This is a genomic window from Pseudomonas cistanchae (genome assembly GCF_054483635.1).
In genome coordinates this window covers 635,892-661,979 of sequence record NZ_JBTLWN010000001.1, presented here as the reverse complement: position 1 = coordinate 661,979, position 26,088 = coordinate 635,892, and the positions used below count along the sequence as shown (strand labels likewise).

Below are 26,088 nucleotides of genomic sequence, written 5' to 3'. Positions count from 1 at the left end.
CAGACCACCAAACAAAAGGCACGGCGAGTGCCGTGCCTTTTGTCTATCGCGACGATTTGCCTCGCCCGTCGTAGGGTGCGCCGCGCGCACCGGGCCGACAAGGTGGTGAGCGGCCTACCGATCAGACGCCCAGATAATCCAGGATGCCTTCAGCGGCGTTGCGCCCCTCGAAGATCGCTGTCACCACCAGGTCCGAGCCGCGCACCATATCGCCACCAGCGAAGATCTTCGGGTTGCTGGTCTGGTGCTTGAACTGGCTCTGCTCCGGCGCGACAACGCGGCCCTGGCTGTCGGTCTCGATGCTGAACTGCTCGAACCAAGGCGCCGGGCTCGGGCGGAAACCGAATGCGATCAGCACGGCTTCTGCCGGGATGATTTCTTCGGAACCGGGAATCGGCTCGGGGCTGCGACGGCCGCGGGCATCCGGCTCGCCAAGACGGGTCTCGACCACCTTCACGCCTTCAACCTTGTCCTCGCCGACAATGGCAATGGGCTGGCGGTTGAACAGGAATTTCACGCCCTCTTCCTTGGCGTTCTTCACTTCCTTGCGCGAGCCCGGCATGTTTTCTTCATCGCGACGATAGGCGCAGGTCACGCTCTTGGCGCCCTGGCGAATCGAGGTGCGGTTGCAATCCATCGCGGTGTCGCCACCGCCGAGCACGACGATGCGCTTGCCCTTCATGTCGATAAAGTCTTCCGCGCTTTTCTCGAAACCGAGGTTGCGGTTGACGTTGGCGATCAGGAAATCCAGGGCATCGTAGACGCCTGGCAGGTCCTCGCCGGGGAAACCGCCTTTCATGTAGGTGTAGGTGCCCATGCCCATGAAGACCGCGTCGTACTCGGCGAGCAGCGCTTCCATGGTCACGTCCTTGCCGATTTCGGTGTTCAGGCGGAACTCGATGCCCATGCCGGTGAAGACGTCGCGGCGATTGCTCAGCACGGTCTTTTCTAGCTTGAACTCGGGAATGCCGAACGTCAGCAGGCCGCCGATTTCCGGGTTCTTGTCGAACACCACCGGCGTCACGCCGTTGCGCACCAGCACGTCGGCGCAACCCAGGCCGGCCGGGCCTGCGCCAATCACAGCGACACGCTTGCCGGTCGGTTTGACCTTGGACATGTCCGGGCGCCAGCCCATGGCGAAAGCGGTGTCGGTGATGTACTTCTCCACCGAGCCGATGGTCACCGCGCCAAAGCCGTCGTTGAGGGTGCAGGCACCTTCGCACAGGCGGTCCTGCGGGCAGACGCGGCCGCAGACTTCCGGCAGGGTGTTGGTCTGGTGCGACAGTTCGGCGGCGGCGAGGATGTTGCCCTCGGACACCAGCTTCAGCCAGTTGGGGATGTAGTTGTGCACCGGGCACTTCCACTCGCAATAGGGGTTGCCGCAACCCAGGCAGCGATGCGCCTGATCGCAGGCCTGGGCCGGCTTGAAGTTGTCGTAGATCTCGACGAATTCTTTCTTGCGCTGACGCAACAGCTTCTTCTTCGGGTCTTTACGCCCGACTTCGATGAACTGGAAGTCGTTATTCAGACGTTCAGTCATAGCAAACCTCTTTACAGCAGCTGCGGGCCGGAGCGGGCTAGCTGCATGACACATCACGGTAAGTCTGCAAGCCGAGCACCTGATCAGGCACTCGGCTGGCAGCTTGAAACGACATTTATTGCGGGTTGGCGCGGGTGCTGGACAGCAGCGACTTCAAGCTGGCGGCCTTGGGTTTGACCAGCCAGAACTTACGCAGGTAGTCATCCAGGTTTTCCAGCAGATGAGCGCCCCACTCGCTGGCGGTCTCCTGCACATATTCGCTCAACACGCGCTGCAGATGACTGCGGTAGGCCTCCATGGCCTCGTTGTTGATGCGCTGGATTTCCACCAGTTCATGATTGACCCGGTCGTAGAAGCTATTGTCCAGGTCAAGCACGTAGGCGAAGCCCCCGGTCATGCCGGAACCGAAGTTGTAGCCGGTCTTGCCCAGCACGCAGACGAAACCGCCGGTCATGTATTCGCAGCAATGGTCGCCAGTACCTTCTACCACGGTATGGGCGCCCGAGTTGCGCACGGCGAAACGCTCGCCCGCGGTGCCAGCGGCGAACAGCTTGCCACCCGTGGCGCCATACAGGCAGGTGTTGCCGATGATGGCGCTGTCCTGGGTCTTGAATGGGCTGCCCTTGGGCGGAACGATCACCAGCTTGCCGCCAGTCATGCCCTTGCCGACGTAATCGTTGGCATCGCCTTCCAGATACAGGTTCAGGCCGCCGGCGTTCCACACGCCGAAGCTCTGCCCGGCAGTACCCTTGAAGCGGAAGGTAATCGGCGCCTTAGCCATGCCCTGGTTGCCGTGAACCCGAGCAATTTCGCCGGAGACGCGGGCACCGATGGAGCGGTCGCAGTTGCAGATGTCCAGCTCGAACTCGCCGCCGCTGGCGGCATCGATCGCCAACTTGGCCAGCTCTACCATCTTCTCGGCGAGCAGGCCCTGGTCGAACGGCGGGTTGCGCTCGACCTGGCAGAACTGCGGCTTGTCGGCCGGAATATGATCGCTGCCGAGCAGCGGGCTCAGGTCCAGATGGTTCTGCTTGGCAGTTTCACCCGGCAGGATATCGAGCAGATCGGTACGCCCGATCAGCTCTTCTAGGCTGCGCACACCGAGCTTGGCCAGCCACTCGCGGGTTTCTTCGGCGACGTAGGTGAAGAAATTCATCACCATTTCGACGGTGCCGATGAAGTGGTCCTTACGCAGCTTGTCGTTCTGCGTGGCCACGCCGGTGGCGCAGTTGTTCAAGTGGCAGATACGCAGGTACTTGCAGCCCAGGGCGATCATCGGCGCGGTACCGAAGCCGAAGCTTTCGGCGCCGAGGATGGCGGCCTTGACCACATCCAGGCCGGTTTTCAGGCCACCGTCGGTCTGTACCCGTACCTTGCCGCGCAGGTCATTGCCGCGCAGGGTCTGGTGGGTTTCGGCCAGGCCGAGTTCCCAGGGTGCGCCGGCGTATTTGATCGACGTCAGCGGCGAAGCGCCGGTACCACCGTCGTAGCCGGAGATGGTGATCAGGTCGGCATAGGCCTTGGCCACGCCAGCGGCAATGGTGCCGACACCGGCTTCCGCCACCAGCTTGACTGACACCAGGGCAGCCGGGTTGACCTGCTTGAGGTCATAGATCAGCTGCGCCAGGTCTTCGATCGAGTAGATGTCATGGTGCGGCGGTGGCGAAATCAGGGTCACGCCCGGCACTGCATACCGCAGCTTGGCGATCAGCCCGTTGACCTTGCCGCCGGGCAGCTGGCCGCCCTCACCGGGCTTCGCGCCCTGCGCCACCTTGATCTGCAGCACTTCGGCGTTGACCAGGTATTCAGGAGTCACCCCAAAGCGGCCGGTGGCCACCTGCTTGATCTTCGAGCTGCGCACGGTGCCGTAACGGGCCGGGTCTTCGCCGCCCTCGCCGGAGTTGGAACGCGCGCCCAGACGGTTCATCGCCTCGGCGATGGCCTCGTGGGCTTCCGGCGACAACGCGCCGAGGGAGATCCCCGCGGAGTCGAAGCGCTTGAGGATCGCGTCCAGCGGCTCGACCTGATCGAGCGCCAGCGGCTGGTCGGCCAGCTTCAAGGTGAGCAGGTCGCGGATCATCGACACCGGCCGGGTATCGACCAGCGCGCTGTATTCCTTGTACTTCTCGTAGTTGCCCTGCTGCACTGCAGCCTGCAGCGTGTTAACCACATCGGGATTGTAGGCGTGGTATTCGCCGCCATAGACGAACTTGAGCAGACCGCCCTGCTGGATCGGCTTGCGGCTGTTCCAGGCTTCGGCGGCCAGGAGCTTCTGCTCGGCTTCGATATCGACGAAACGAGCGCCCTTGATCCGACTGGCGACACCACGGAAGCACAGCTCGGTAACGTCGTCGGCCAGGCCGACCGCCTCGAACAGCTGCGCGCCGCGATAGGACGCGACCGTGGAAATGCCCATCTTCGAGAGGATCTTCAAGAGTCCCTTGGAGATGCCCTTGCGGTAGTACTTGAACACTTCATACAGATCGCCCAGCACTTCGCCGGTGCGGATCAGGTCACCCAACACCTCATACGCGAGGAAGGGGTAAACCGCGGAGGCACCAAAACCGAGCAGCACCGCATAGTGATGCGGATCGCGGGCCGTGGCGGTCTCGACCAGGATGTTGCAATCGCAACGCAGGCCTTTCTCGGTCAGGCGGTGGTGCACCGCGCCTGTTACCAGCGCGGCATGGGCCGGCAGCTTGCCAGGGGCGATATGCCGATCGCTGAGAACCAGCAAGGCCTTGCCGGCGCGCACGGCCTCTTCAGCCTGGTCAGCCATATTGCGCACGGCTGCTTCCAGTCCCATCGACTCGTCGTAGTTCATGTCGATGATCTGGCGCTCGAAACCCGCGCGCTCCAGCGTCATTAGCGCACGCCATTTGGCTGGAGAAATCACCGGGCTGCTCAGAATCACGCGGGTCGCATGCTCCGGCGACTCTTCGAAGATGTTGCGCTCGGCGCCGAGGCAGATCTCCAGCGACATGACGATGGCTTCGCGCAGTGGGTCGATCGGTGGGTTGGTCACCTGGGCGAACTGCTGGCGGAAGTAGTCGTAAGGCGAACGCACGCGCTGCGACAGCACGGCCATCGGCGTGTCGTCGCCCATCGAACCAACCGCTTCCTGACCCTGCTCGGCCAGAGGACGCAGCACCTGATCACGCTCTTCGAAGGTGACCTGGTACATCTTCATGTACTGCTTGAGCTGATCGACGTCGTAAAACGCCGAGCCATGGTCGTTGTCTTCCATGGTCGCCTGGATGCGCAGCGCGCTCTTGCGCAGCCACTGCTTGTACGGATGACGGGACTTCAGCCGGTTGTCGATGTCATCGGTATTGAGCACCTGGCCGGTTTCGGTATCCACCGCGAGGATCTGGCCTGGGCCGACACGGCCTTTGGCAATGACATCCTCGGGCCGGTAATTCCACACGCCGATTTCCGAGGCGAGGGTGATATAGCCATTGGTGGTGGTGACCCAGCGCGCCGGACGCAAGCCATTGCGATCAAGCAGGCAGGCAGCGTAGCGGCCGTCGGTGAGCACCACGCCGGCTGGGCCATCCCAGGGTTCCATGTGCATGGAATTGAATTCATAGAACGCGCGCAGATCGGCGTCCATGGTTTCGACGTTCTGCCACGCTGGCGGGATGATCATGCGCACGCCGCGGAACAGATCGATGCCGCCGGTGACCATCAGCTCGAGCATGTTGTCCATGCTCGACGAGTCCGAACCGACTCGGTTGACCAGTGGTCCGAGCTCCTCAAGATCCGGAATCATCTCGTTGGCGAACTTGGTGCGACGCGCCTGGGCCCAGTTGCGGTTACCGGTAATGGTGTTGATCTCGCCGTTGTGGGCGAGGAAACGGAACGGCTGGGCCAGCGGCCACTTCGGCAGGGTGTTGGTGGAAAAGCGCTGGTGGAACACGCAGATCGCGGTCTGCAGACGCTCATCACCCAGGTCCGGGTAGAACTGCTGCAGGTCGGCCGGCATCATCAGGCCTTTGTAGATGATGGTCTTTGCCGAGAAGCTGCAAATGTAGTGGTCGCTGTCGTCGGCATTGGCGACCGAAGAGCGACGACGCGCGCTGAACAGTTTGATCGCAAACTCCTGATCGGACAGGCCTTCGCCACCGATGAACACCTGCTCGATCTGCGGCAAACGCTCAAGCGCAAGACGGCCGAGCACGCTGGCGTCGACCGGTACCTTGCGCCAACCGATCAGGTGAAGGCCGGCGCTGGTGATTTCGCGGTCCATGTTCGCGCGAGCCGCTTCCGCTTTGGCCGGGTCCTGATTGAGGAACACCATGCCGACGGCGTACTGCTTAGGCAGATCGACAGCGAATTCTTGCTGGGCGATGGCGCGCAGAAACTGGTCCGGCTTTTGAATGAGCAGTCCACAACCATCGCCCGTTTTACCGTCGGCGTTGATACCGCCGCGGTGGGTCATGCAGGTAAGCGCTTCGATGGCGGTTTGCAGCAGGTGATGACTCGCCTCACCTTGCATATGGGCGATCAAGCCGAAGCCGCAGTTATCCTTGAACTCATCAGGATGGTATAGACCTGCTTTCATAGGGAACTCTCACCAGACTGCCTCTAACAACAGGCAAATTGCTTTTTAATTCAACCACTTAACTCGCAGGCAGGAACAGGCTCCAGCTGTGCGCAGGCAAAAGGGAGGTCATTGTACATATCCACCCAAGCCGTCACAAATCTTCGTGACGACCTGCTGAACGGTTATGTCGCGAAAACGAAGGAAGAGACTGAAAGGTCGTGCTAACGACCAGTCAGTCACTTGTCGAGAGAGCCTGGGCAGACTAGGGCGCCGAAGAAATTTCCTGGCGAATGCTGGCGAACGTACGCGGCCACGGCTTGCCCGCCTGCACCTTGGCCGGCAAATTTTTCAGTGCAGCCTGAGCAGCCTGACGAGTTGCGAAACTGCCATACGTCACCACATAGAGTGGCTTTCCTTGGTGCTGCTTTTTGAAATAGCGATACTGCCCACCCTGCTCCTTCACGAACGCTTCCGCGCTGCTCTGCGCGCGCGCACCCAGGATCTGCAAGGTGTAATGGCTGGCTGTCTGCGCCGCATACCAATCGCTCGCTGGCGCTGCGCGCGCGGACTCAGCAGCCTTTGGGGCGGGGCTGGACGCTGCGGCTACGGCAGGCTTTGGCTCAGACTTGATCGGCGCAGGGGCAGCAGCTACAGGAGCGGCGGGCTCGGTAGCGACAGGCGGCTTCACTGCTGCACCCAGTTCAGCGGGTGGCGCAACAGGGGGTGATACCGGTATCTCTGCAGCCTCTTCGGCCTCGATTGTGGCGCCACCTTGAACATCAGCCTCCTCGGCTCCGCTTAAACCAGCGGCCTGAGCCAAAGGCTCTCGGATAACGGGTTGAGCCTCACCCACCAATGGCAGGGGCAGCGGCTGATTGGCACCCTCGAATTCGATTGAGGGCGACTCGCCAGGCGCGACAGCGGGCTGGTCCACAACCGCCTGCGTAGGCGGCTCTCCCTCCAGCGGTAACTGTGCGGAGATCGGCGCGGGCGGCGAGTCTACCTGCTGCCCCTGCATAAACCATGCGGCAAGGACGCCGACACCGACCACGGCGAGCGCCAACAAATGCTTCCTAGGCAGCTTCATGGCAAACCCCGCACGCTTGGCGGCGCCTTTTTGCGCCAGCATATTTTCAATCAGGGTTTCGTGTGCAACCTGATTGATCAGGCCCGGCCACCCATCAGCAGCCTCATGAATCGAGGCGACCTGCTCATCGGAAAACACATTAATACTCTGGCCCGCGCCTTCCAGGCGCTGAGCCAGGTATTCCCGCGTCTCCTCCTCGGCGTAGGGCTGCAGATCAATGATGTGAAAGCACTCCTCGCCGTCAGCCAATCGCTCTAGTCGGGCGGTCAATTCCGGCTCGGAAAACAGGAAAACGTGGGGCTTGCCCTCGCTATTTCCTGCCGCCAGCGTCAACAGACTTGCCACTGCCGCATCGCTCAGCTCTTCAGCGTCATCGACCAGCAGATAAACTTCTTGCCCTGTGAGCGCAAGCTGCCCAACCTGCGCCAATATTGCAGCCGGCTCTGCTTGTTTCAACTGCAGCCCCTGAGCGACCTGCCGCAATAGGCTGCCGGGATCCGCCGCACCCTGGGCGGACACGATCACGCTTTGCACCGTCTGTTTATTGGTGCTGGCCACCAAGGCCTGTCGCAATAAAGTCTTGCCGCTGCCTTTCGGGCCGGTCACTACTAGCAGCAACTGGCTGTAGCGAGCAAGGTGGTGCAATTGGCCCAGCACTGGCTTGCGCTGGGCGGGGAAAAACTTGAAGCCTGGGACCCGCGCGGCAAAGGGGTCATGGCTGAACTGGTAGTGATCGAGAAAAGCCTCGTCAGCATGCAAACTGGTCATGGGGCACTCTTAATGTCTAAAGCTGATTCAGCCGTGCAGCGTAATCTGCACTAAGCGTTGCATTCAAAATCTCGCGAGGAAAATCACTCGTCACAACAGCCTCGCCAATGGCGCGTAACAACACCAGGCGCAAGCGGCCATCCAAGACCTTCTTATCGACCGCCATATGCTCTAAAAAGTGCTCTGGCGTCATATCCAGCGGTGGCACAACAGGCAGGCCAGCCGCCAAGAACAAGCGTACGGCTCGGTCGCGCTCGTTGGCACCGATCCAGCCCAGCCGACACGACATGTCGAGCGCCATGACCGTCCCGGCAGCCACCGCTTCACCATGCAACCAAACCCCGTAGCCCTGATGCGTTTCGATCGCGTGGCCGAAGGTATGACCTAAATTGAGCGTGGCGCGGACGCCAGACTCCCGCTCGTCGGCCCCAACCACGCGCGCCTTGGCAGCGCATGAACGCTCGATCGCAATGCTCAGCGCCGCTGGATCAAGCCCCCGCAGTGCCGACATATTGTCCTCGAGCCAGCCTAGAAAAGGCTCATCGCAAATAAGGCCGTACTTGATCACCTCGGCGAGCCCGGCGGACAGCTCACGGGCAGGGAGGGTGTTCAAGCTCTCGATATCAATCAATACCGCTTGCGGCTGGTAAAAAGCGCCGACCATATTCTTGCCAAGCGGATGATTGATGCCCGTCTTGCCGCCAACCGATGAGTCGACCTGAGACAGCAACGTCGTAGGAATCTGAATGAAGTTGACTCCGCGCTGATAACAGGCGGCAGCAAATCCCGCCATATCGCCGATGACCCCGCCACCCAACGCAATAACGGTGGTGCCTCGATCATGGCGCGCCTTCAGCAGCTCATCGAAGATCAGCTGAAGTGTTTCCCAGTTCTTGAAGGCTTCGCCGTCAGGTAGGACGATCGACGTAGTACTGAAAGCTGAGAGCGTAGTCTCAAGACGCGACAAATATAGCGGCGCTACTGTTTCATTGGTGACGATGGCGACCTGACGTCCGGCGATGTGAGCGGCCAATAAATCAGCCCGGGCCGTCAGCCCCGTGCCGATAAAGATCGGATAGCTGCGCTCGGCGAGATCGACGTGGAGAGTTTGCATGTGGCCCTCACTTTCAAAAGGGCTCTAGGATAGCGCAGTTCGAGCTGCGCTTTAACGGGGAGGTAGCGCTTCTAAACGTTCTAGAATTTCTTGCACAACTAAGCGAGGCGGGCGCTCGTCGGTTTCAACGATCACGTCTGCAATTTCGCGGTAAAGCGGATCGCGAACAGCAAGCAGGTCCGCAAGAACCTTACCTGGATTACCGTTACGCAATAGCGGCCGATTCCGGTCACGTGATGTTCGATCGATCTGCTGCTCGACTGAAGCATGCAGATATACAACCCGACCGCCACGCCGCAGTGCGTCTCGATTGCCAGAGCGCATGACGGCACCGCCGCCAGTGGCTAGAACCATGCCATCCAGCTCGCATAGTTCGACAATCACCGCCTGCTCACGCTCGCGAAAGCCCTGCTCACCCTCCACATCAAAAATCCAGGGAATATCGGCACCGGTACGCTGCTCGATTTCCTTGTCGGAATCTTTAAAAGGCACCCGCAGCTCTTTGGCAAGCAGACGCCCGATGGTACTTTTACCAGCACCCATCGGGCCAACAAGGATCAGATTTTTCACTCTATTAACGATTAGCAGCTGCTACTGATGAATTATTTAAGATTCGTGGGGTCAGAAAAATAAGAAGCTCTGATTTCTTATCCTGAACCAAGTCGCGCTTAAATAGGCGGCCAACATATGGCAAATCGCCTAAAAACGGGACCTTGTCGACAGATTTAGATTGTGTATTCGTAAACACACCACCAATTACTATTGTCTCGCCATCAGCAACCAGAACTTTTGCATTAACTTCATTCTTACTTATTGACGGCACGCCACCTGTAGAGGCTGCTTGAGAAAAGTCTGGAGCGTCTTTTGTGACCTTTACCTCTACAATAATCCGATTATCAGGTGTGATTTGCGGCGTAACTTCAAGCGACAGAGCCGCCTCTTTAAAGGAAGTGCTAGTGGCCCCGCTGGAGCTTGCCTCTTGGTAAGGAACCTCAGAGCCCTTAAGAATTTTTGCTGTTTCTTTATCCGAAGTTACTACTTTCGGCTGAGAAACCACCTCACCGTTCCCGGTTTTTTCCATGGCCGACAATTCGAGATCAAGGATAGTGTTATCTGTTAAGAAACCTATACCTATACCTGATGTAGCCCCACTCGCGCCCATGTCTACAAAAGTACCTAATGAAGGGGTTGGCGCTTGTACGCCTGCGTTCTGCCCATATCCTGGCGCCCCAGGACGGTTACCTCCTCGCCCGCCAACTACGAAGTTATTATCCCCTACACGAGCGCCGCGCCAATTAACACCAAGCGATTTATCATAATCAACATTAGCTTCAACAATACGAGCCTCAATCATAACTTGTCGCACAGGAATATCTAATTGAGCAACAATTCGACGTAGCTCATCCAAGCGGTCTTGCGTCTGATAAGCAATAATACTGTTTGTACGATCATCGACGGTTATTGAACCTCGATCATCGGCGCTCCCCTCGGCGCTGGTAACCGACTGAAAAAGCTTAGCCATATCGGCAGCCTTCGCATAGTTAACTTGAATTAGCTCACGACGCAAAGGGGCAAGCTCTGCTATCTGCTTTTGAGACTCAAGCTCTTGCCGTTCACGAGCAGCAATCTCGTCAGCAGGGGCAACAAGAAGAACATTACCTACTTTACGTTTATCTAGGCCTTTAGTTTTAAGGACCAAATCCAGAGCTTGATCCCAAGGTACATTTTGCAAACGCAGAGTAATATTTCCTTGAACAGTGTCGCTAGCAACTAAGTTCAAATCCGTGAAATCAGCTATCAACTGTAGAACTGAGCGAACATCAATATCTTGAAAATTAAGCGATAACTTCTCCCCTGTGTAAGTAAACCGCTCACTTTTACGCTTCTCAACATCATCTGGAGTTAAGGCTTTTATACTCAATGTAAGCTTATTGTCCGTCTGATAAGCCAAGTAGTCATAAACACCTGCTGGCTCAATAATTATACTAGCCTTATCCGCACCGCCAGTTGCGCTAACAAATTGAACTGGAGTAGCAAAATCCTTCACATCCAATTTCACTCTCAATGCTTCTGGAAGCTCGGTTCTAGCAAAATCCAAACGAATCTTCCCACCTTGATCCTGTATATTTGGACTAACTGCAGCGCTAGACAGGGTAATGACGACATTACCTTCTCCATCCTCGCCGCGTTGAAAATCAATATTATTTATAGCTCGGCCTTTAGGTGCATATATTTTTTCTTGCGCCGGGCCACCTACCACTACCGCATCTGACTTCGGCACCGCGGCATTACGACTAGCTTCACCGCCAACTACAACATAAAGATCGTTTCCGCTTACTCGAGTAGCATAAGGAGCTAAGTTTGTTAAATTAATAATTAAACGAGTTCTATCCTTAGCCTCTACTACGGTTACGCTGCGCGCATTACCTACACCTAACTCACGACTTTTTGTTCCCAGCTTATTCGATACTCCAGGTAGATCTAGAGCGATACGCGCCGGCTGTTCAATGGTATAGCCTTTGGGAGCAAGTATAGGCTCATCAAATGAAAGCTTTAACTCAACCCTATCACCAGGCAGAGCAGCTACATTTAAAGTTTGCAAATCGGCCGCTAAAAGAACTGGGGACAGTGCTACCACAAAAAGCGAAAAGCCAACACGTAAAAGAGAGTTATTCATTATAAATTTCCGATTGGCAGACCGATTATTTTTTATCATATCTACTCCGCTCATTATGAGCGCTCCTTAAGGGAGAGACTCCGCGGTCGCTCCAGCCAGCCACCCTCACCATCTGGAACAATTTCTATCACATCAATTTTTGAATCTTCTATAGCAACTACTTTGCCATAGTTTCTACCGAGATAATCACCTAATTTAATTCGATGCACACCGCCCGCACCACTGACTAACGCATATACACCTTCATCGTTAGAGAGCGTACCAACCATTTCAAAAATCTCTATATTGAAACCTTCAAGAAACTGTTTAACCCTTAACTCATCAGGCTTTATTTCCTGAGTGCCTTTTTGTCGATTTACGACCTCTATTTTGACGGGCGGCTGAAATGGGCTACGCATAGAGGCAGCGCTATACGCGAAGCTCTCGTAAGGCTGAAAAATCGGAGCTGGTTCGATAGCACCTTGCGGACGAGCTCGCACCTCGTCCATATACGTTTGTAAATCACTAAAATCTCTTGCCGAACCGCAACCGACTAAAGATAAAAATGAAAAAACAATGAGGGGCCGAACAAAATTCATCATTTAGCCTCCTGATCGTTATAGCGATAGGTCTTAGCCAAAATACTCATACGCAACTTAGACGCAGTATCATTTCTCGCTGGTACTAATTCAAAGTCATGGAGAGTAACTATTCGTGGCAAGCTTGCGACTCCAGTTACAAAGGTTGCAAGATCATGATAAGAACCCACCACTTTAATCTCAATGGGCAATTCTATATAAAACTGCTGGGCCGTTTCCGGAAGCAACTTAATTTCCTCAAACTCTAACCCACTACCTAGACCAGTTCGGGTAATATCTTCAAGCAGGCCGGGAACCTCGGTATCGCTTGGTAGCTGCCTCAATAAAGCACCAAAAGAAACCTCCATCTCTTTCATTTGATCTTTATAAGCTTCCAAATTTGCAGCTTGAAATGCTTTGCTTGAAAACTGTTCCTTTAATACAACCTCCTGAGCTTCGCTCTGAGCAAGACGCTCTTGCAATTCCTTAAGATGAAAATTATAGCCAAGGCCGACTACCACAACTAAAAGTAGAAGCCCAGCAATAAACTTAATCGCCGAAGGCCAAGAACCAACATTGTTCAGATCTAATTCGCTTAGATCCACTTTACGAAGGCCATCTAAAGCTTCACTCATGCTCATTTAGCTGCCTCCTCTGGTTCTAGCTCAGGTTGAGTTTGCTGAACTGTTAACTGAAACACGTTCGCTTGATCAACCGCGCCAGCGGTTACAGACTTGACTTCAGTTAGATTGGGCGAAGCTAACCACTCCGACGCATCAAGATTCCGCATTAAATTAGATACTCTATTATTCGACTCAGCTGCACCAACAATAGATATTGTCTTATCTTCCATTTTTAGCGCAGTAAAATAGACACCATCAGGCAATGTTCTTACAAGCTGATCGAATACTCGTCCAATTATTGGCCGGTTACCCTGCAGATCCTGAATAATCTTCATACGCTCTATCAATTGCTGACGGCGTGTCTTTAACTCACTAATTTCCTTAATGCGAGCATCCAACACAGCAATTTCTTTCTGCACGAATTCGTTGCGCGCATCTTGCCGCTCAATCGCGTTGTTGAGGTACTGATCACCCAGGAATACGGCGCCAGCCGCAATAATTAGAACACCACCCAGCGTGACCAAGAATCGCTGTTTGCGCTCTTCGCGGAGCTGCTCACGCCAAGGAAGAAGGTTAATCCGCGCCATTAGTCGAAACTCCTCATCGCCAGGCCACAAGCAATCATCAATGCAGGCGCATCACTCGCTAAGGCGCCCGCATTAACTTTGCTGCTTAACGCCATGTCCGCAAATGGATTGGCTACCAATGTTTGAGTGCCAATCTTTTGTTGGATCAAGCGATCGAGGTCCGGAATCGATGCGGTACCACCGGCCAGCAAAATATAATCAACATCGTGAAACTGGCCAGCGGCGAAGAAAAACTGTAATGAGCGAGAAACTTGTTGCACTACCGCCTCTTTGAACGGCTGCAACACTTCGCTGTCGTAGTCATCTGGAAGCCCTCCCTGTTTTTTTGCCAGGCCAGCCTCTTCGACGGAGAGACCATAGCGGCGCTGGACTTCTTCGGTAAGCTGCTTGCCACCAAACAACTGCTCACGCGTATAGATCGTTCGCCCGTTGTGCAGAACGCTTAGGGTCGTCATCGTCGCGCCGATGTCGACAACCGCAACAGTCAGCTCATCGCCACCACCAAGCTGCTGGGAGAGCAGGCCATAGGCTCGCTCTAGCGCGTACGCCTCAACATCGACCACTTTTGCAGTGAGGCCGGCCAAGGCGAGTGCAGCCTCACGCACCTCCACGTTTTCCTTACGGCATGCTGCCAGCAATACTTCGACCCGGTCAGGATTGCGAGGCGAGGCCCCCTGGACTTCAAAGTCGATTGCGACTTCTTCCAGCGGATAAGGAATGTATTGATCGGCTTCGATTTTCAGCTGATTTTCAAGCTCGTCGTCGGACAAACCCGACTCCATCTCGATGGTTTTGGTGATCACCGCAGAGCCGGCCACCGCAACGGCAACGGTACGTACTCCAGACTTGGCTTTCGCGAGAACGCGAGTTAGCGCCTGCCCCACCCCTTCAAGCTCGGCGATATTTTTCTCGACAACCGCGTTTGGCGGGAGCGGCTCAACCGCATAAGCCTCTACCTTGTAGCGGCTTCCGGAGCGGCTCAATTCGAGGAGCTTGACGGAGGTCGAGCTGATATCGATCCCCAGTAGCGTATTCGCTTTCTTATTGAAGAGCCCTAGCACGACCGATTTCCTATTAGCATCCGCGACTTACGGACTGTTTATGTTTTTTCACATTAAATATCAGTCTTGACAGAAGCGCAAATGGCTACCTAGTAAAAAAACCGCTTATAATGTGAACAGTTTTTGTCTTTTAACCTTCTACTGCACTTAACCCGTTCTTTTACTTGGAAATCCGAAGATCTTGATGCGTTTGCTTAAGCTATTTTGCTGGTCGGGTGTCGCAATATTTTGTGGGCTGCTGCTCAGTTTGAGCGGGGCCTTTCTTTATCTTAGCCCCAGCCTCCCATCCGTCGAATCCTTGCGCAGCATCCAGTTGCAGATCCCACTTCGGGTTTACAGCAGCGACGCCAAGCTGATCGCGGAGTTTGGCGAGATGCGCCGCTCGCCGATCGCCTTCGCAGACATCCCTCCAGACTTCATCGGTGCTTTGTTATCGGCCGAGGATGACAATTTCGCAAATCATTATGGCGTCGACCTTACCAGCCTGATGCGCGCTGCCACGCAAATATTAAAAAGCGGGCAAATTCAAACGGGTGGCAGCACCATCACGATGCAGGTGGCAAAGAATTTCTTCCTCACCAGCGAGAGGAGTTTTTCGCGCAAGATCACCGAGATTCTCCTCGCACTGCAGATTGAGCGCGAGCTGACCAAGGACGAAATCCTTGAGCTGTACGTCAACAAAATCTACCTTGGCCACCGCGCATACGGAATCGAGGCAGCAGCCCAGATCTATTATGGCAAATCCATCAAAGAGCTCAGCCTTGCGCAGCTCGCGATGATTGCCGGTTTGCCAAAGGCGCCATCGCGCTTCAACCCACTAACCAATCCGAGCCGCGCCAAAGAGCGCCGCGACTGGATTCTGGGCCGCATGTACGCCCTGGGACGCATCGAGAAAGCGCGTTATGAAAGCGCCTTGGCTGAACCTAACAGCGCCAGCTATCACGCGCCGACACCCGAACTGGCGGCACCCTACATTGCAGAAATGGCCCGCGCGGAAATGGTTGGCCGTTACGGCAGCGAAGCCTACACAGAAGGTTTTAACGTATTCACCACGGTGCCAAGCGATCTGCAAACTGCTGCTAACTTTGCGCTGCGCGAAGGCTTGATCGCTTACGATCAACGCCATGGTTATCGCGGCCCCGAAAGCCGCCTACCGGGTATGACCCAGGAAACCTGGCTAGCCGAATTAAGCAAGCGGACCTCGCTCGGCGGCCTTGAGCCGGCGATTGTCACCCAGGTAGAAAAAAGCGGAATTCTGGTCCTCCTGCGCAGTGGCGCGGAAGAAGCGGTTGCCTGGGACAGTATGAAATGGGCACGACCGTTCCTTAATACCAATAGCCTCGGACCGCGTCCGCAGAAACCGGCGGATGTCGCGCAGATAGGCGATCTGATTCGCGTACAGCGCCAGGACGATGGCAGTTTGCATTTCGTGCAACTGCCATCGGCACAAAGCGCTTTGGTTTCGCTCGAACCGCACACGGGCGCGATCCGTGCGCTGGTTGGCGGATTCTCTTTTGAACAGAGCAATTACAACCGCGCAGTTCAGGCCAAGCGCCAACCAGGTTCCAGCTTCAAACCCTTCGTCTATAGCGCCGCACTGGACGCCGGCTACACCGCTGCGAGCCTGGTCAACGATGCGCCTATCGTCTTTCAGGAAGCGGGGATGAGCGAAGCCTGGCGGCCGAAGAACGATAACAACACCTTCCTCGGTCCGATCCGCCTGCGCGAGGCGCTGTATAAGTCACGCAACCTGGTGTCCATTCGCCTGCTGCAAGCGATCGGCATCGACTACGCGCTTGATTACGTCAGCCATTTCGGCTTCAACAGGCAGGAGCTTCCGCGCAATCTTTCCCTCGCACTGGGTACCGCCAACCTGACGCCAATGGAGATCGCTACGGGCTGGACGGTTTTCGCCAACGGCGGCTACAAAATCCAGCCTTACCTGATCGCCCGTATCGATGATCGCGACGGCACCACGCTGTTCACTGCCAACCCTGTCAGCACGCCCACGGCGCTGAAGGCTCAACCCGAAAGCACCGATGCGCAGCCAGGTGCTGTTCAAGTCGCCCTGAATGACTCGGCGCAATCGGTCGACGCTGGCGACCCAGTAGCAGCCGAACGGATCATTGACGAACGCACCGCCTATATCATGACCAGCATGCTTCAGGACGTGATCAAGCGTGGCACGGGCAGACGTGCCATGGCCATGGGCCGCGATGACCTGGCGGGAAAGACTGGCACCACCAATGAATCCAAGGACAGCTGGTTTTCCGGGTACAACGGCGACTACGTCACGACAGTCTGGGCAGGTTTCGATCAGCCGGAGAGCCTGGGCCGCAACGAGTATGGCGGTACCGTTGCGCTGCCAATCTGGATGAATTACATGAGCGCGGCGCTGAAAGACAAGCCCAGCAATCTACCGCCTGAGCCCGAAGGCATGCTGACGCTGCGCATAGACCCCTATAGCGGCCGCGCTGCGCTGCCAGGGGCGCCGGACGCCTATTTCGAGCTGTTCAAAAGCGAAGACACGCCGCCCCCAATGAGCGAGCTTGATCCGAGCCTGGGTATTCCTGGCAGCCCGCTGCCGGCAGACGAGTCTGCGCCGCTCGACCTGTTCTAGAAGATAATCCAGCCAATAAAAAACCCGCCGCAGCGGGTTTTTTATTGGCTACCGATTAACCGTTGAACACGTCGTTCACGGACTGCAACGGGTAGTTTTTCGGGTAGGGCAGTGTGGCAACACCGCTTTCGATCGCCGCCTTGGCGACCGCGTCGCACACCACGGTGATCAGGCGCGGGTCCATCGGCTTGGGGATGATGTATTCACGACCGAACGACAGGGAGATGCCACCGTAGGCATCGCACACTTCCTGGGACACCGGCAGCTTGGCCAGATCACGCAATGCCAGCGCAGCAGCAATCTTCATTTCTTCATTGATGCGGGTTGCCCGCACATCGAGAGCGCCACGGAAAATGAACGGGAAGCCCAGCACGTTGTTGACCTGATTCGGATAATCCGAGCGACCGGTGGCCATGATCACGTCGCTGCGCACGGCATGGGCCAGTTCTGGCTTGATTTCCGGATCGGGGTTGGAGCAGGCGAATACGATCGGGTTTGGCGCCATGCGCATCAGGTCGTCCTGGCTGAGCAGATCGGCGCCCGACAGGCCGACGAACACGTCAGCGCCGTCCAGGGCATCGGACAGCGTGCGCTTGGCGGTTTCATGAGCGAATACGGCTTTATACTGGTTCAGATCATCGCGGCCTGAATGAATCACGCCCTTGCGGTCGATCATGAAGATATTTTCGACCTTGGCACCCATGCTGATCAGCAGCTTCATGCAGGACACGGCGGCAGCACCGGCGCCCAGGCAAACGATCTTGGCTTCTGGAAGTGTTTTGCCGGCGATTTCCAGAGCATTGAGCATGCCGGCGGCGGTGACGATGGCGGTGCCGTGCTGGTCATCGTGAAAAACCGGGATGTCGCATTGCTCGATCAATGCGCGCTCGATCTCGAAACATTCCGGTGCCTTGATGTCTTCGAGGTTGATGCCGCCGAACGTGATGGAGATGCGCTTGACCGTATCGATAAAGGCCTGAGGGCTTTCCGAATCGACTTCGATGTCGAATACGTCGATGCCGGCGAAACGCTTGAACAGCACGCCCTTGCCTTCCATGACCGGCTTGGACGCCAGGGGGCCCAGGTTGCCCAGCCCGAGAATCGCTGTACCGTCGGAAATGACCGCAACCAGATTGCCCTTGCCGGTGTAGCGATACGCCAGTTCAGGATCGCGCGCGATTTCACGGACTGGTTCGGCAACACCCGGGCTATAGGCCAGCGACAGGTCGCGGGCGGTCGCGGTGGGTTTGGTTAGCTCGACGCTCAGCTTTCCTGGACGGGGATTGGCGTGATATTCGAGAGCGGCAGTTTTCAGATCTGACATTATGGCGTTCCGCTTTGGGCTGTTGAACTAGCAGGCGGCCGAGGATACGCAAGTTGTACGCGGCTGCACAAGACTGTTCAGTCACCGAAAAGGCACAGTGCTATCGCACGACTTTGAGCCATTCACCCGCTTGCGGCTCACCTGCCGGATAAAGGTTATTGAGCAGGCGCAGCGTGCCCAAGGCATCACCGGGCAATTTGCTTTGCTTGGCCAACGCCGCCATGGTTTGCCCCGATTTGGCCTGCACGCGATAGATACGCAAGGGTTCGGCCAGCTTTCGGTCAGCCGTGGTGAGTGGGCGGAAGCTCCTTATCACACTGAGGAAGTGCTCATCCTGACTTTCCAGCGACGCCCGGCCGCGCACCGCGCCGACAAACAGATAAGCACGGGCGCCATGCTGCAACACCGCCACACGCTTGGCCGCATTGCCCGGGATGACGGCACTGTAGCCGGTCAGACCCGCCTGCCGCAGTTCGCTCTCGGCAACCAGCCGCTGCCCGCCCACGCGCTGGCGCAACAGCTGCGCCGGTGTCAGATGCTGCGGATTGGCCTCCAGCATCATCGCGATAAAAGCCTGCTGATCGGCCGTATGTCCTACCAGCACATCGGGGCGATTGACGATGCTCCAGCCCTTGGGAAAAGTCAGGGTGAAATCCAGCTCGGCATGAAAAAATTGCTGGTCGCGACGCACGCCCGTTTCCGCGGAGTCACCAAAGGGCAGGCCTTGCAGGTGCTGGAGGAAGGTTTCGCGGTTGACTTCCTGACGACCGGTAGCCAGCGCACGGGCCGGACCCAACACTTCCTGCAGGCGACGGTCATTGTCAGGGTGAGTGTCGAAAACGCCATGGTAACTGCCAGCCTGTTGCGCCTCGCCGCGTTTGGCCGCCTGGTCACGAGCAAAAACCTCCTGGTTCTTCAGCACCTTGACCACTTCGATCATCGCCTGCGGGTCGTAACCCGCGCGCGCAAGGTACTGCGCACCCAGGCCATCGGCCTCGAGCTCCATGTCGCGCCCGTAGCCACTCACCACCGCACTGCCCAGTACATTGGTCAGGTCCGCAGCAGCGCCGACGCCGGTCCCAATCGCCACCGCCTGGCCCAGAATGCCCCACGCACTGGATTGGCTTTGCTGCTGCACGCTGTGGCGAGCGGTCACATGGCCGACCTCATGCCCCAGCACGGCGGCCAGCTCCGCCTCGGAATTGAGGTAGGCCAGCAAACCACGATTGATATAGATGTAGCCGCCGGGCAAGGCGAAGGCGTTGATATCCGGGCTGTCGACTACGGTGAATTGATAATCGAGCTGGTTGCGATGGCTGTTCCTGGCCACTCGCTCGCCAACCTGCTGCACGTAGGCCTGCAGCTTTTCATCGGCGTAACGCGGCGTCTGCTTGAGGATTTCCTGGTTGTAGCGACGCCCCAGGTCGAGCTCCTGCTGCTCGCTCATCATCACGAAATTGGTCTTGCCGGTTGCCGGGTTGACCGCGCAGCCGGCCAGTTGCCACAACACCAGTGCCAGCGCAAACACTCGTATGCTCATCGAATCACCTCCAGCATGGCGTTATGGGTCAACGGCAACAGCCAACGGGAACGCCCCGGTTGTAGGCTGCCGCGCCGTGCTCGGTCAACCACCCAACCTCTCACTTCGACAGTTCGTCCCGACAAACCTTGCAGCTTGCGCACATCGAAATCGGGTAACGCCTGCGCATCCACATGCGCTACCAGCGAACCGCCAAGCTCCAGCCATAATCCGCCACGATTGCGGTCGACGCGCTCGACCTTCGCGCGAATCAGCGCAAAGCCGCCGGACTTCAGTTGCTCCGGCGTGCGCAGCGGCGGCTGCCGCCACAACCCCGAGCCCGTTTGCCGAGCGCTGCGTTCGGCGCTGCGCTGACAAGTCACCAGGGCGACATTGGGGGCCACGGCGACCAGATAGCCCAAACCCTCGGCCAGCAACTGCGCCTCGAGATTGCCGCCCTGGCTATCGTAGGCATGGGCGAGGACACGGCCGTAACGATCCCTTGCCTCAAGGCCGACCTGCAGACCGACGTGGCCGTCGCTGGCCGCTACCAGCGTCTGCAGCCGCTGGCGCGCGGCTTCGGCATAAGGCTCCGCAGGGCGGCCTTTGCGGCCCAGTTCGGGAGCATTCACGCCGATCAGTCGCACGCTGCGCCCGTCGACCAGGCGCAACGTATCGCCGTCAACCACGCGCTGCACCTTGAAGGTCGGCAGTTCAGCCGGGGCGGGGCAAAACGCCTGGGCTGACGTGAGATAAAACACAGAAACGAAAAAGGCGCCCACAAGGGACGCCTTTTTCTGTGGCGCGGTGCAACCCATCAGGCCGCCCGTCGCTGCGCGCAAGCTTACTGCTTGGCGCCGAACATGCCGAAACGCTGCTTGAAGCGATCAACACGACCACCGGTATCCAGCATTTTCTGCTTGCCGGTGTAGAACGGATGGCACTCGTTGCAAACGTCCAGGCTCAACGGCTTGCCCAGGGTGGAGCGAGTTTCGATCACGTTGCCGCAGCTGCAGGTAGCGGTGATGGCTTCGTAGGTAGGATGGATATCGGCTTTCATGATGTTTCCTCGGGGCTGACGTGCCGCCACCCAACACAATTGTCGAGTACCGCACGCAATTAGGCCGCGGATTATACCGGAGCCCGGCAACGGCGCAAGCCGCCACAACCGCCGGTCGTCCGGGCCCGTGCTAAGATCGCGCCTCGCTTACGTCACCAGAGCCTGGGAGCTCCCCGCGTGTCCGACGCCATCCTGCGCCTCGCCCTGCCCTCGCCACTGCGCCGCCTGTTTGACTACCGTGCCCCGCCCGGCGTACCGAGCAGCGCATTGCAGCCCGGCGCACGGTTGCGCGTGCCCTTTGGTCGACGCGAGCTGATCGGCATTCTGATCGAGGTCACCGATCATAGCGACGTACCGGCGAACAAGCTCAAGCCCGCTCTGCAATTGCTAGACGCCCAGTCGTCACTGCCACCCGCGCTGTTCAAGCTATGCCTGTGGACGGCGCAGTATTACCAGCACAGCCTCGGCGACACCCTGAGCTGGGCGCTGCCGGTGCTGCTGCGCCAGGGCGAACCGGCCGAGGCGCGCCAGGAAAGGTTCTGGTGCCTGGCCGATGGTGCGCAGCTGGACGATCCACGGCTAAGCCGCGCACCGCGTCAACGCGAAGCGCTGAAAACCATCGCGCAGCACCCTCGCGGGGTCGCTCATCAGTTGCTCAGCAAACTGCTGCTGAGCAAGGACAGCCTGGAGCTGCTGCGCGAAAAAGGCCTGCTCACCGTCGAAGTTCGCCGTCACGCCGCCAGCGAGCGCCACGCCAACTGGCTGGCGCAGCCGGAACTGCCGCTGAATGAAGAGCAGCGCCGCGCCGTCGATGCGATTCGCTCCGGCTTCGGCAGCTTCAATGCGTTTCTGCTCGCTGGCGTCACCGGCAGCGGCAAGACCGAGGTGTACTTGCAACTGATCCGCGAAACCCTGGAGGCCGGCAAGCAGGCGCTGGTGCTGATCCCGGAGATCAACCTCGGCCCGCAGACCCTGGCGCGTTTCGAGCAACGCTTCAATGCGCGCATCGCCCTGCTCCACTCCGCAGTAAATGACCGAGAGCGCCTGGACGCCTGGCTGGCGGCGCGCGATGGCGAGGCCGACATCATCATCGGCACCCGCTCGGCGCTGTTCACCCCGATGCAGCGGCCGGGGCTGATCATCATCGACGAAGAACACGATGCCTCCTATAAGCAGCAGGAAGGCCTGCGCTATCACGCCCGCGATCTGGCCGTGGTGCGCGCGCGGCAGGACAACATTCCGATTGTCCTCGGCTCGGCTACCCCCTCGCTGGAAAGCCTGCACAACGCCCACAACGGCCGCTACGCCCTGCTGCACCTGCGCGAACGTGCCGGTGGCGCCAAGCAGCCGCGCTTTCTACGCCTGGATGTAAAAAGCCGACCGCTGGATTCCGGCATTTCTGGGCCCATGCAGCAGGCCATTGCCCAGACCCTGCAGGCCGGCCAGCAGGTTCTGGTGTTCCTCAACCGCCGTGGCTTTGCCCCGACGCTGTTGTGTCACGACTGCGGCTGGCTGTCGGAATGCCCACGCTGCGATGCGCGGATGACCGTGCACCAGCGCTCGCGCGAGTTGCGCTGCCACCACTGCGGCCACGTCCAGCTCCAGCCGAGCAACTGCCCAAAATGCAACAACGTCGACCTGCGCTCGGTCGGCGCCGGCACCGAGCGTGCCGAAGAGCGCCTGGAGATTCTCTTCCCCGACGTGCCGGTATTGCGCGTCGACCGCGACAGCACCTCGCGCAAGGAGGCCATGACCACCCTGTTCAACACCGTGCAACGCGGCGAGCCGTGCATCCTGGTCGGCACCCAGATGCTCGCCAAGGGCCACCACTTTCCCCGGGTGACCCTGGTGGCGATTCTGGATGCCGATGGCGGGCTATTTTCCGCCGATTTTCGCGCCAGCGAGCGCATGGCTCAGCTGATTGTGCAGGTCGCTGGTCGTGCCGGGCGTGCCGAGGAACCGGGCAAAGTGATTATCCAGAGCCACCTGGCCGACCATCCGTTATTGGTGCAGCTGACCGAGCAGGGCTATTTCGCCTTTGCCGAACAGGCCCTCAGCGAGCGTCGCAGCGCCGGCCTTCCGCCGTTCTGCCACCTCGCCCTACTGCGCGCCGAAGCCCATAAACCAGGGCAGGCCGAAGGTTTTCTCGATCACGCCTGCGCCGAAGCCGAGCTACTGCTGAACGAACTCGAACTCGCCGGCATCGAACTGCTCGGCCCTGTGCCTGCGCCGATGGAGCGCCGCGCCGGCCGTTACCGCGCGCAGTTGCTGGTGCAGGCTAGCGCCCGCGCGCCGCTGCACCGCCTGTTAAACCGTTGGACCCTGGCGCTCGAACAGATGCCCAGCGGCCGTGCGGTGCGTTGGTCACTAGATGTCGACCCCATCGACCTTTTCTGAGCGCCGCCGTCAGCGCCCGCAAAAACACCCGCTTTAGCCGAGGCTTACGACGCGCAGCTTGAAGCTGCGACCGAAGCACGTCGATAATGCGCAATTTTCAACCAGCGCCTTTGCGCGCCGCCGCTGACAACGGCCGACCGAGCAGACCATGAAAGACAGCATTCGCCACCTGATCCAGCAAGCCTTGACCCGCCTCACCACCGAAGGCGTGCTGCCCGAGGGCCTGAGCCCGGCCATTCAAGTGGAGAACACCAAGGACAAGAGCCACGGCGACTTCGCCAGCAATATCGCCATGATGCTGGCCAAACCGGCCGGTATGAAGCCGCGCGACCTGGCCGAGAAGCTGATTGCCGCGCTGCCGGTCGACGCCGCCATCAGCAAGGTCGAGATCGCCGGCCCGGGCTTCCTCAATTTCTACCAGAACACCCAGGCCCTGGCCGCGCGCCTGGATGCCCTGCTGGCCGACGCCAAGCTTGGCGTGCGCAAAGCCGGTCCGGCGCAGCGCGTAGTGGTCGACCTGTCGGCACCCAACCTGGCCAAAGAGATGCATGTCGGCCACCTGCGCTCGACCATCATCGGTGATGGCGTGGCGCGGGTACTGGAGTTCCTTGGCGACGACGTGATCCGGCAAAACCACGTGGGCGACTGGGGCACCCAGTTCGGCATGCTGTTGGCTTATATGCAGGAAAACCCAGTGGCTGCCGAAAGCGAGCTGGCTGACCTGGAAGGTTTCTACCGCGCCGCGAAGAAGCGCTTCGACGAATCCCCTGAGTTCGCCGAGCGTGCCCGCGAGCTGGTGGTACAACTGCAAGCTGGCGATGCCGAATGCCTGCGCCTGTGGCACCGCTTCAATGATATTTCCCTCAGCCACTGCCAGGCGCTGTATGACCGCCTCGGGGTGAAGCTGAGCATGGCCGACGTCAAGGGTGAGAGCGCCTACAACGACGACCTGGCCAACGTGGTCGCCGACCTCAAGGCCAAGGGCCTGCTCAGCGAAAGCGACGGCGCCCGGTGCGTGTTTATGGACGAGTTCAAGAACGCCGAAGGCAACCCGCTGCCGCTGATCGTGCAGAAAGCGGGTGGCGGTTACCTGTACGCCACCACCGACCTGGCTGCTACCCGCTACCGCGCCAATGTATTGAAAGCTGACCGCGCGCTGTACTTCGTCGATCAGCGCCAGGCCCTGCACTTCCAGATGGTCTTCACCGCCGCGCGCCTGGCCGGTTTCGTCCCTGCCAACATGCAGCTGGAACATATGGGCTTCGGCACCATGAACGGCGCCGATGGCCGTCCGTTCAAGACCCGCGACGGCGGAACGGTGAAACTGGTCGACCTGCTCGATGAAGCAGAAGAGCGCGCCTACGCCCTGGTCAAAGGCAAAAACCCGGAGCTGGACGAAGCCGAACTGCGGCAGATCGCCCGCGCCGTGGGCATCGGCGCAGTGAAATACGCCGACCTGTCCAAGCACCGCACCAGCGACTATCGCTTCAACTTCGAACTGATGCTCAGCTTCGAGGGCAACACCGCGCCCTACCTGCTGTATGCCTACACCCGTGTGGCCAGCGTATTCCGCAAACTGGGCAAGGGCTTCGAGCAGATCGAGGGCACCCTCGACCTGCAGGCCGCCCACGAAATCGAACTGGGCGGCAAGCTCGCACAATTCAATGAGGTACTCGCCAGCGTCGCCGAAAAGGGCGAACCGCACCTGCTCTGCGCCTACCTGTACGACCTGGCCGGTTTGTTCTCCAGTTTTTACGAGAACTGCCCGATCCTCTCCGCCGAAGACGAAGGGGTACGCAACAGCCGCCTGCGCCTGGCTGCGCTGACCGCTCGCACGCTCAAGCAGGGCCTTGAACTGCTGGGCCTGGAAACCCTGGAGCGCATGTAATGGCCGCGCGCAAGAAAGCCGCGCCCAAGCGTGGCGCCAGCCGCTACCAGGCACAAACCAAGAAATCGGCACCAGGCTGGATCTGGCTGGCCAGCGGCCTGGTGATCGGCGGCTTCATGATGTTCCTGTTCAGCCTCGAACCCGGCCGCGACGAGATCAAACGCGACAAGGGCGAGCAGGCCCGCGTCCAGGAGCGCGCCAAACCCAAGCCGAGCGCAGCCGAGTCGGACAAACCCAAATACGACTTCTACACCCTGCTGCCCGAGTCGGAAGTGATACTGCCGCCGCAAGCCGTCGAGCAGCCAGCGGCCGTCCCTGAGCAGAAGCCGGTGACCCCGGAAGAAGCCGCGAAGATCGATGCGGCGCGGGCCCAGGCCGCCCTCAATGGTGAAACGCCACCGCCGCCACCGGTGGTCGCCCAAGGCCCGGTTACGTCGCAGTTCTTCCTGCAGGCGGGCTCGTTCCGTCGCCGGGAAGACGCCGATACGCTGCGTGCGCAGATCATCCTGCTCGGCCAGAGCGTGCAGGTCGAGTCCGGTACGGTGCGTGAAGAAACCTGGCACCGCGTGCTGGTGGGTCCGTTCGCCAGCCGCGAACAACTTGGTCAGGCGCAGAAAACCCTGGCCGGCAACGGCTTCAGCAACCTGCTGCTGCAACAGCGGCAAGGACGCTGACGGCGGCGCGTTCGCATCTGGTTACAAGCCGCCCAGGTATTGCGCG

Annotated in this window: 18 protein-coding genes; 4 read left to right on the top strand and 14 right to left on the bottom strand. The window is 58.7% G+C overall.

Annotation, left to right across the window (positions count from 1 at the left end):
• Positions 1-121 precede the first annotated feature (121 nt).
• The 10 genes from ACX0MV_RS03070 to ACX0MV_RS03025 form a co-directional block, all read right to left on the bottom strand.
• A complete protein-coding gene (locus ACX0MV_RS03070; protein ID WP_458981022.1) occupies positions 122-1,540 on the bottom strand; it encodes an FAD-dependent oxidoreductase in 1,419 nt (472 codons plus the stop codon).
• Between the two features lie 115 nt (positions 1,541-1,655).
• A complete protein-coding gene (gltB, locus tag ACX0MV_RS03065) occupies positions 1,656-6,104 on the bottom strand; it encodes a glutamate synthase large subunit (protein WP_458981021.1) in 4,449 nt (1,482 codons plus the stop codon).
• Positions 6,105-6,348: 244 nt separating this feature from the next.
• The gene (locus tag ACX0MV_RS03060) at positions 6,349-7,941 is read right to left on the bottom strand and encodes an AAA family ATPase (RefSeq protein WP_458981020.1); all 1,593 of its coding nucleotides are present in this window, start codon (positions 7,939-7,941) and stop codon (positions 6,349-6,351) included.
• Between the two features lie 16 nt (positions 7,942-7,957).
• Entirely contained in the window at positions 7,958-9,055 is a 1,098-nt protein-coding gene (gene aroB, locus ACX0MV_RS03055) for a 3-dehydroquinate synthase (RefSeq protein ID WP_458981019.1), read from the bottom strand.
• A 51-nt stretch (positions 9,056-9,106) separates the two neighbouring features.
• Positions 9,107-9,625, bottom strand: coding sequence for a shikimate kinase AroK (aroK, locus tag ACX0MV_RS03050; RefSeq protein WP_458981018.1), 519 nt, complete (start codon positions 9,623-9,625; stop codon positions 9,107-9,109).
• A gap of 4 nt (positions 9,626-9,629) precedes the next feature.
• Positions 9,630-11,732, bottom strand: a complete 2,103-nt coding sequence (locus ACX0MV_RS03045; RefSeq protein ID WP_458981746.1) for a type IV pilus secretin PilQ — start codon at positions 11,730-11,732, stop codon at positions 9,630-9,632.
• A 53-nt stretch (positions 11,733-11,785) separates the two neighbouring features.
• Entirely contained in the window at positions 11,786-12,310 is a 525-nt protein-coding gene (gene pilP / locus ACX0MV_RS03040; RefSeq protein ID WP_458981745.1) for a type 4a pilus biogenesis lipoprotein PilP, read from the bottom strand.
• A complete protein-coding gene (pilO, locus tag ACX0MV_RS03035; protein ID WP_458981017.1) occupies positions 12,310-12,930 on the bottom strand; it encodes a type 4a pilus biogenesis protein PilO in 621 nt (206 codons plus the stop codon). The genes pilP and pilO overlap by 1 nt, the downstream gene beginning before the upstream one ends.
• Positions 12,927-13,499: a PilN domain-containing protein gene (locus tag ACX0MV_RS03030; protein ID WP_458981016.1), complete on the bottom strand. Its 573-nt coding sequence runs from the start codon at positions 13,497-13,499 to the stop codon at positions 12,927-12,929. The genes pilO and ACX0MV_RS03030 overlap by 4 nt, the downstream gene beginning before the upstream one ends.
• The gene (locus ACX0MV_RS03025) at positions 13,499-14,560 is read right to left on the bottom strand and encodes a pilus assembly protein PilM (RefSeq protein WP_458981015.1); all 1,062 of its coding nucleotides are present in this window, start codon (positions 14,558-14,560) and stop codon (positions 13,499-13,501) included. The genes ACX0MV_RS03030 and ACX0MV_RS03025 overlap by 1 nt, the downstream gene beginning before the upstream one ends.
• A gap of 184 nt (positions 14,561-14,744) precedes the next feature.
• Here ACX0MV_RS03025 and ACX0MV_RS03020 point away from each other — a divergent pair, with 184 nt between their 5' ends.
• Positions 14,745-17,180 (top strand): penicillin-binding protein 1A, encoded by a 2,436-nt coding sequence (locus ACX0MV_RS03020; protein ID WP_458981014.1) that lies wholly within the window; start codon positions 14,745-14,747, stop codon positions 17,178-17,180.
• A gap of 55 nt (positions 17,181-17,235) precedes the next feature.
• On the opposite strand, the gene ACX0MV_RS03015 is transcribed toward ACX0MV_RS03020, so the two are convergent.
• The 4 genes from ACX0MV_RS03015 to rpmE all read right to left on the bottom strand — a co-directional run bounded on the left by ACX0MV_RS03015 (position 17,236) and on the right by rpmE (position 21,083).
• Entirely contained in the window at positions 17,236-18,504 is a 1,269-nt protein-coding gene (locus tag ACX0MV_RS03015) for a malic enzyme-like NAD(P)-binding protein (RefSeq protein ID WP_458981013.1), read from the bottom strand.
• A gap of 100 nt (positions 18,505-18,604) precedes the next feature.
• Positions 18,605-20,044 carry a M48 family metalloprotease gene (locus tag ACX0MV_RS03010; RefSeq protein ID WP_458981012.1) on the bottom strand — a complete coding sequence of 480 codons (1,440 nt, stop codon included), beginning with the start codon at positions 20,042-20,044 and terminating at the stop codon, positions 18,605-18,607.
• The gene (locus tag ACX0MV_RS03005; RefSeq protein ID WP_458981744.1) at positions 20,041-20,841 is read right to left on the bottom strand and encodes a thermonuclease family protein; all 801 of its coding nucleotides are present in this window, start codon (positions 20,839-20,841) and stop codon (positions 20,041-20,043) included. Before ACX0MV_RS03005 ends, ACX0MV_RS03010 begins: the two co-directional genes overlap by 4 nt.
• Positions 20,842-20,867: 26 nt before the next feature.
• Positions 20,868-21,083 (bottom strand): 50S ribosomal protein L31, encoded by a 216-nt coding sequence (gene rpmE, locus ACX0MV_RS03000; RefSeq protein WP_458981011.1) that lies wholly within the window; start codon positions 21,081-21,083, stop codon positions 20,868-20,870.
• Positions 21,084-21,260: 177 nt separating this feature from the next.
• Here rpmE and ACX0MV_RS02995 point away from each other — a divergent pair, with 177 nt between their 5' ends.
• From ACX0MV_RS02995 to ACX0MV_RS02985, 3 genes are all read left to right on the top strand, one after another.
• Positions 21,261-23,480 (top strand): primosomal protein N', encoded by a 2,220-nt coding sequence (locus ACX0MV_RS02995; protein ID WP_458981010.1) that lies wholly within the window; start codon positions 21,261-21,263, stop codon positions 23,478-23,480.
• A 148-nt stretch (positions 23,481-23,628) separates the two neighbouring features.
• Positions 23,629-25,368 (top strand): arginine--tRNA ligase, encoded by a 1,740-nt coding sequence (gene argS, locus ACX0MV_RS02990; protein WP_458981009.1) that lies wholly within the window; start codon positions 23,629-23,631, stop codon positions 25,366-25,368.
• Complete coding sequence (locus ACX0MV_RS02985) at positions 25,368-26,042, top strand: SPOR domain-containing protein (RefSeq protein ID WP_458981008.1); 675 nt, start codon at positions 25,368-25,370, stop codon at positions 26,040-26,042. The genes argS and ACX0MV_RS02985 overlap by 1 nt, the downstream gene beginning before the upstream one ends.
• Positions 26,043-26,088: the final 46 nt, after the last annotated feature.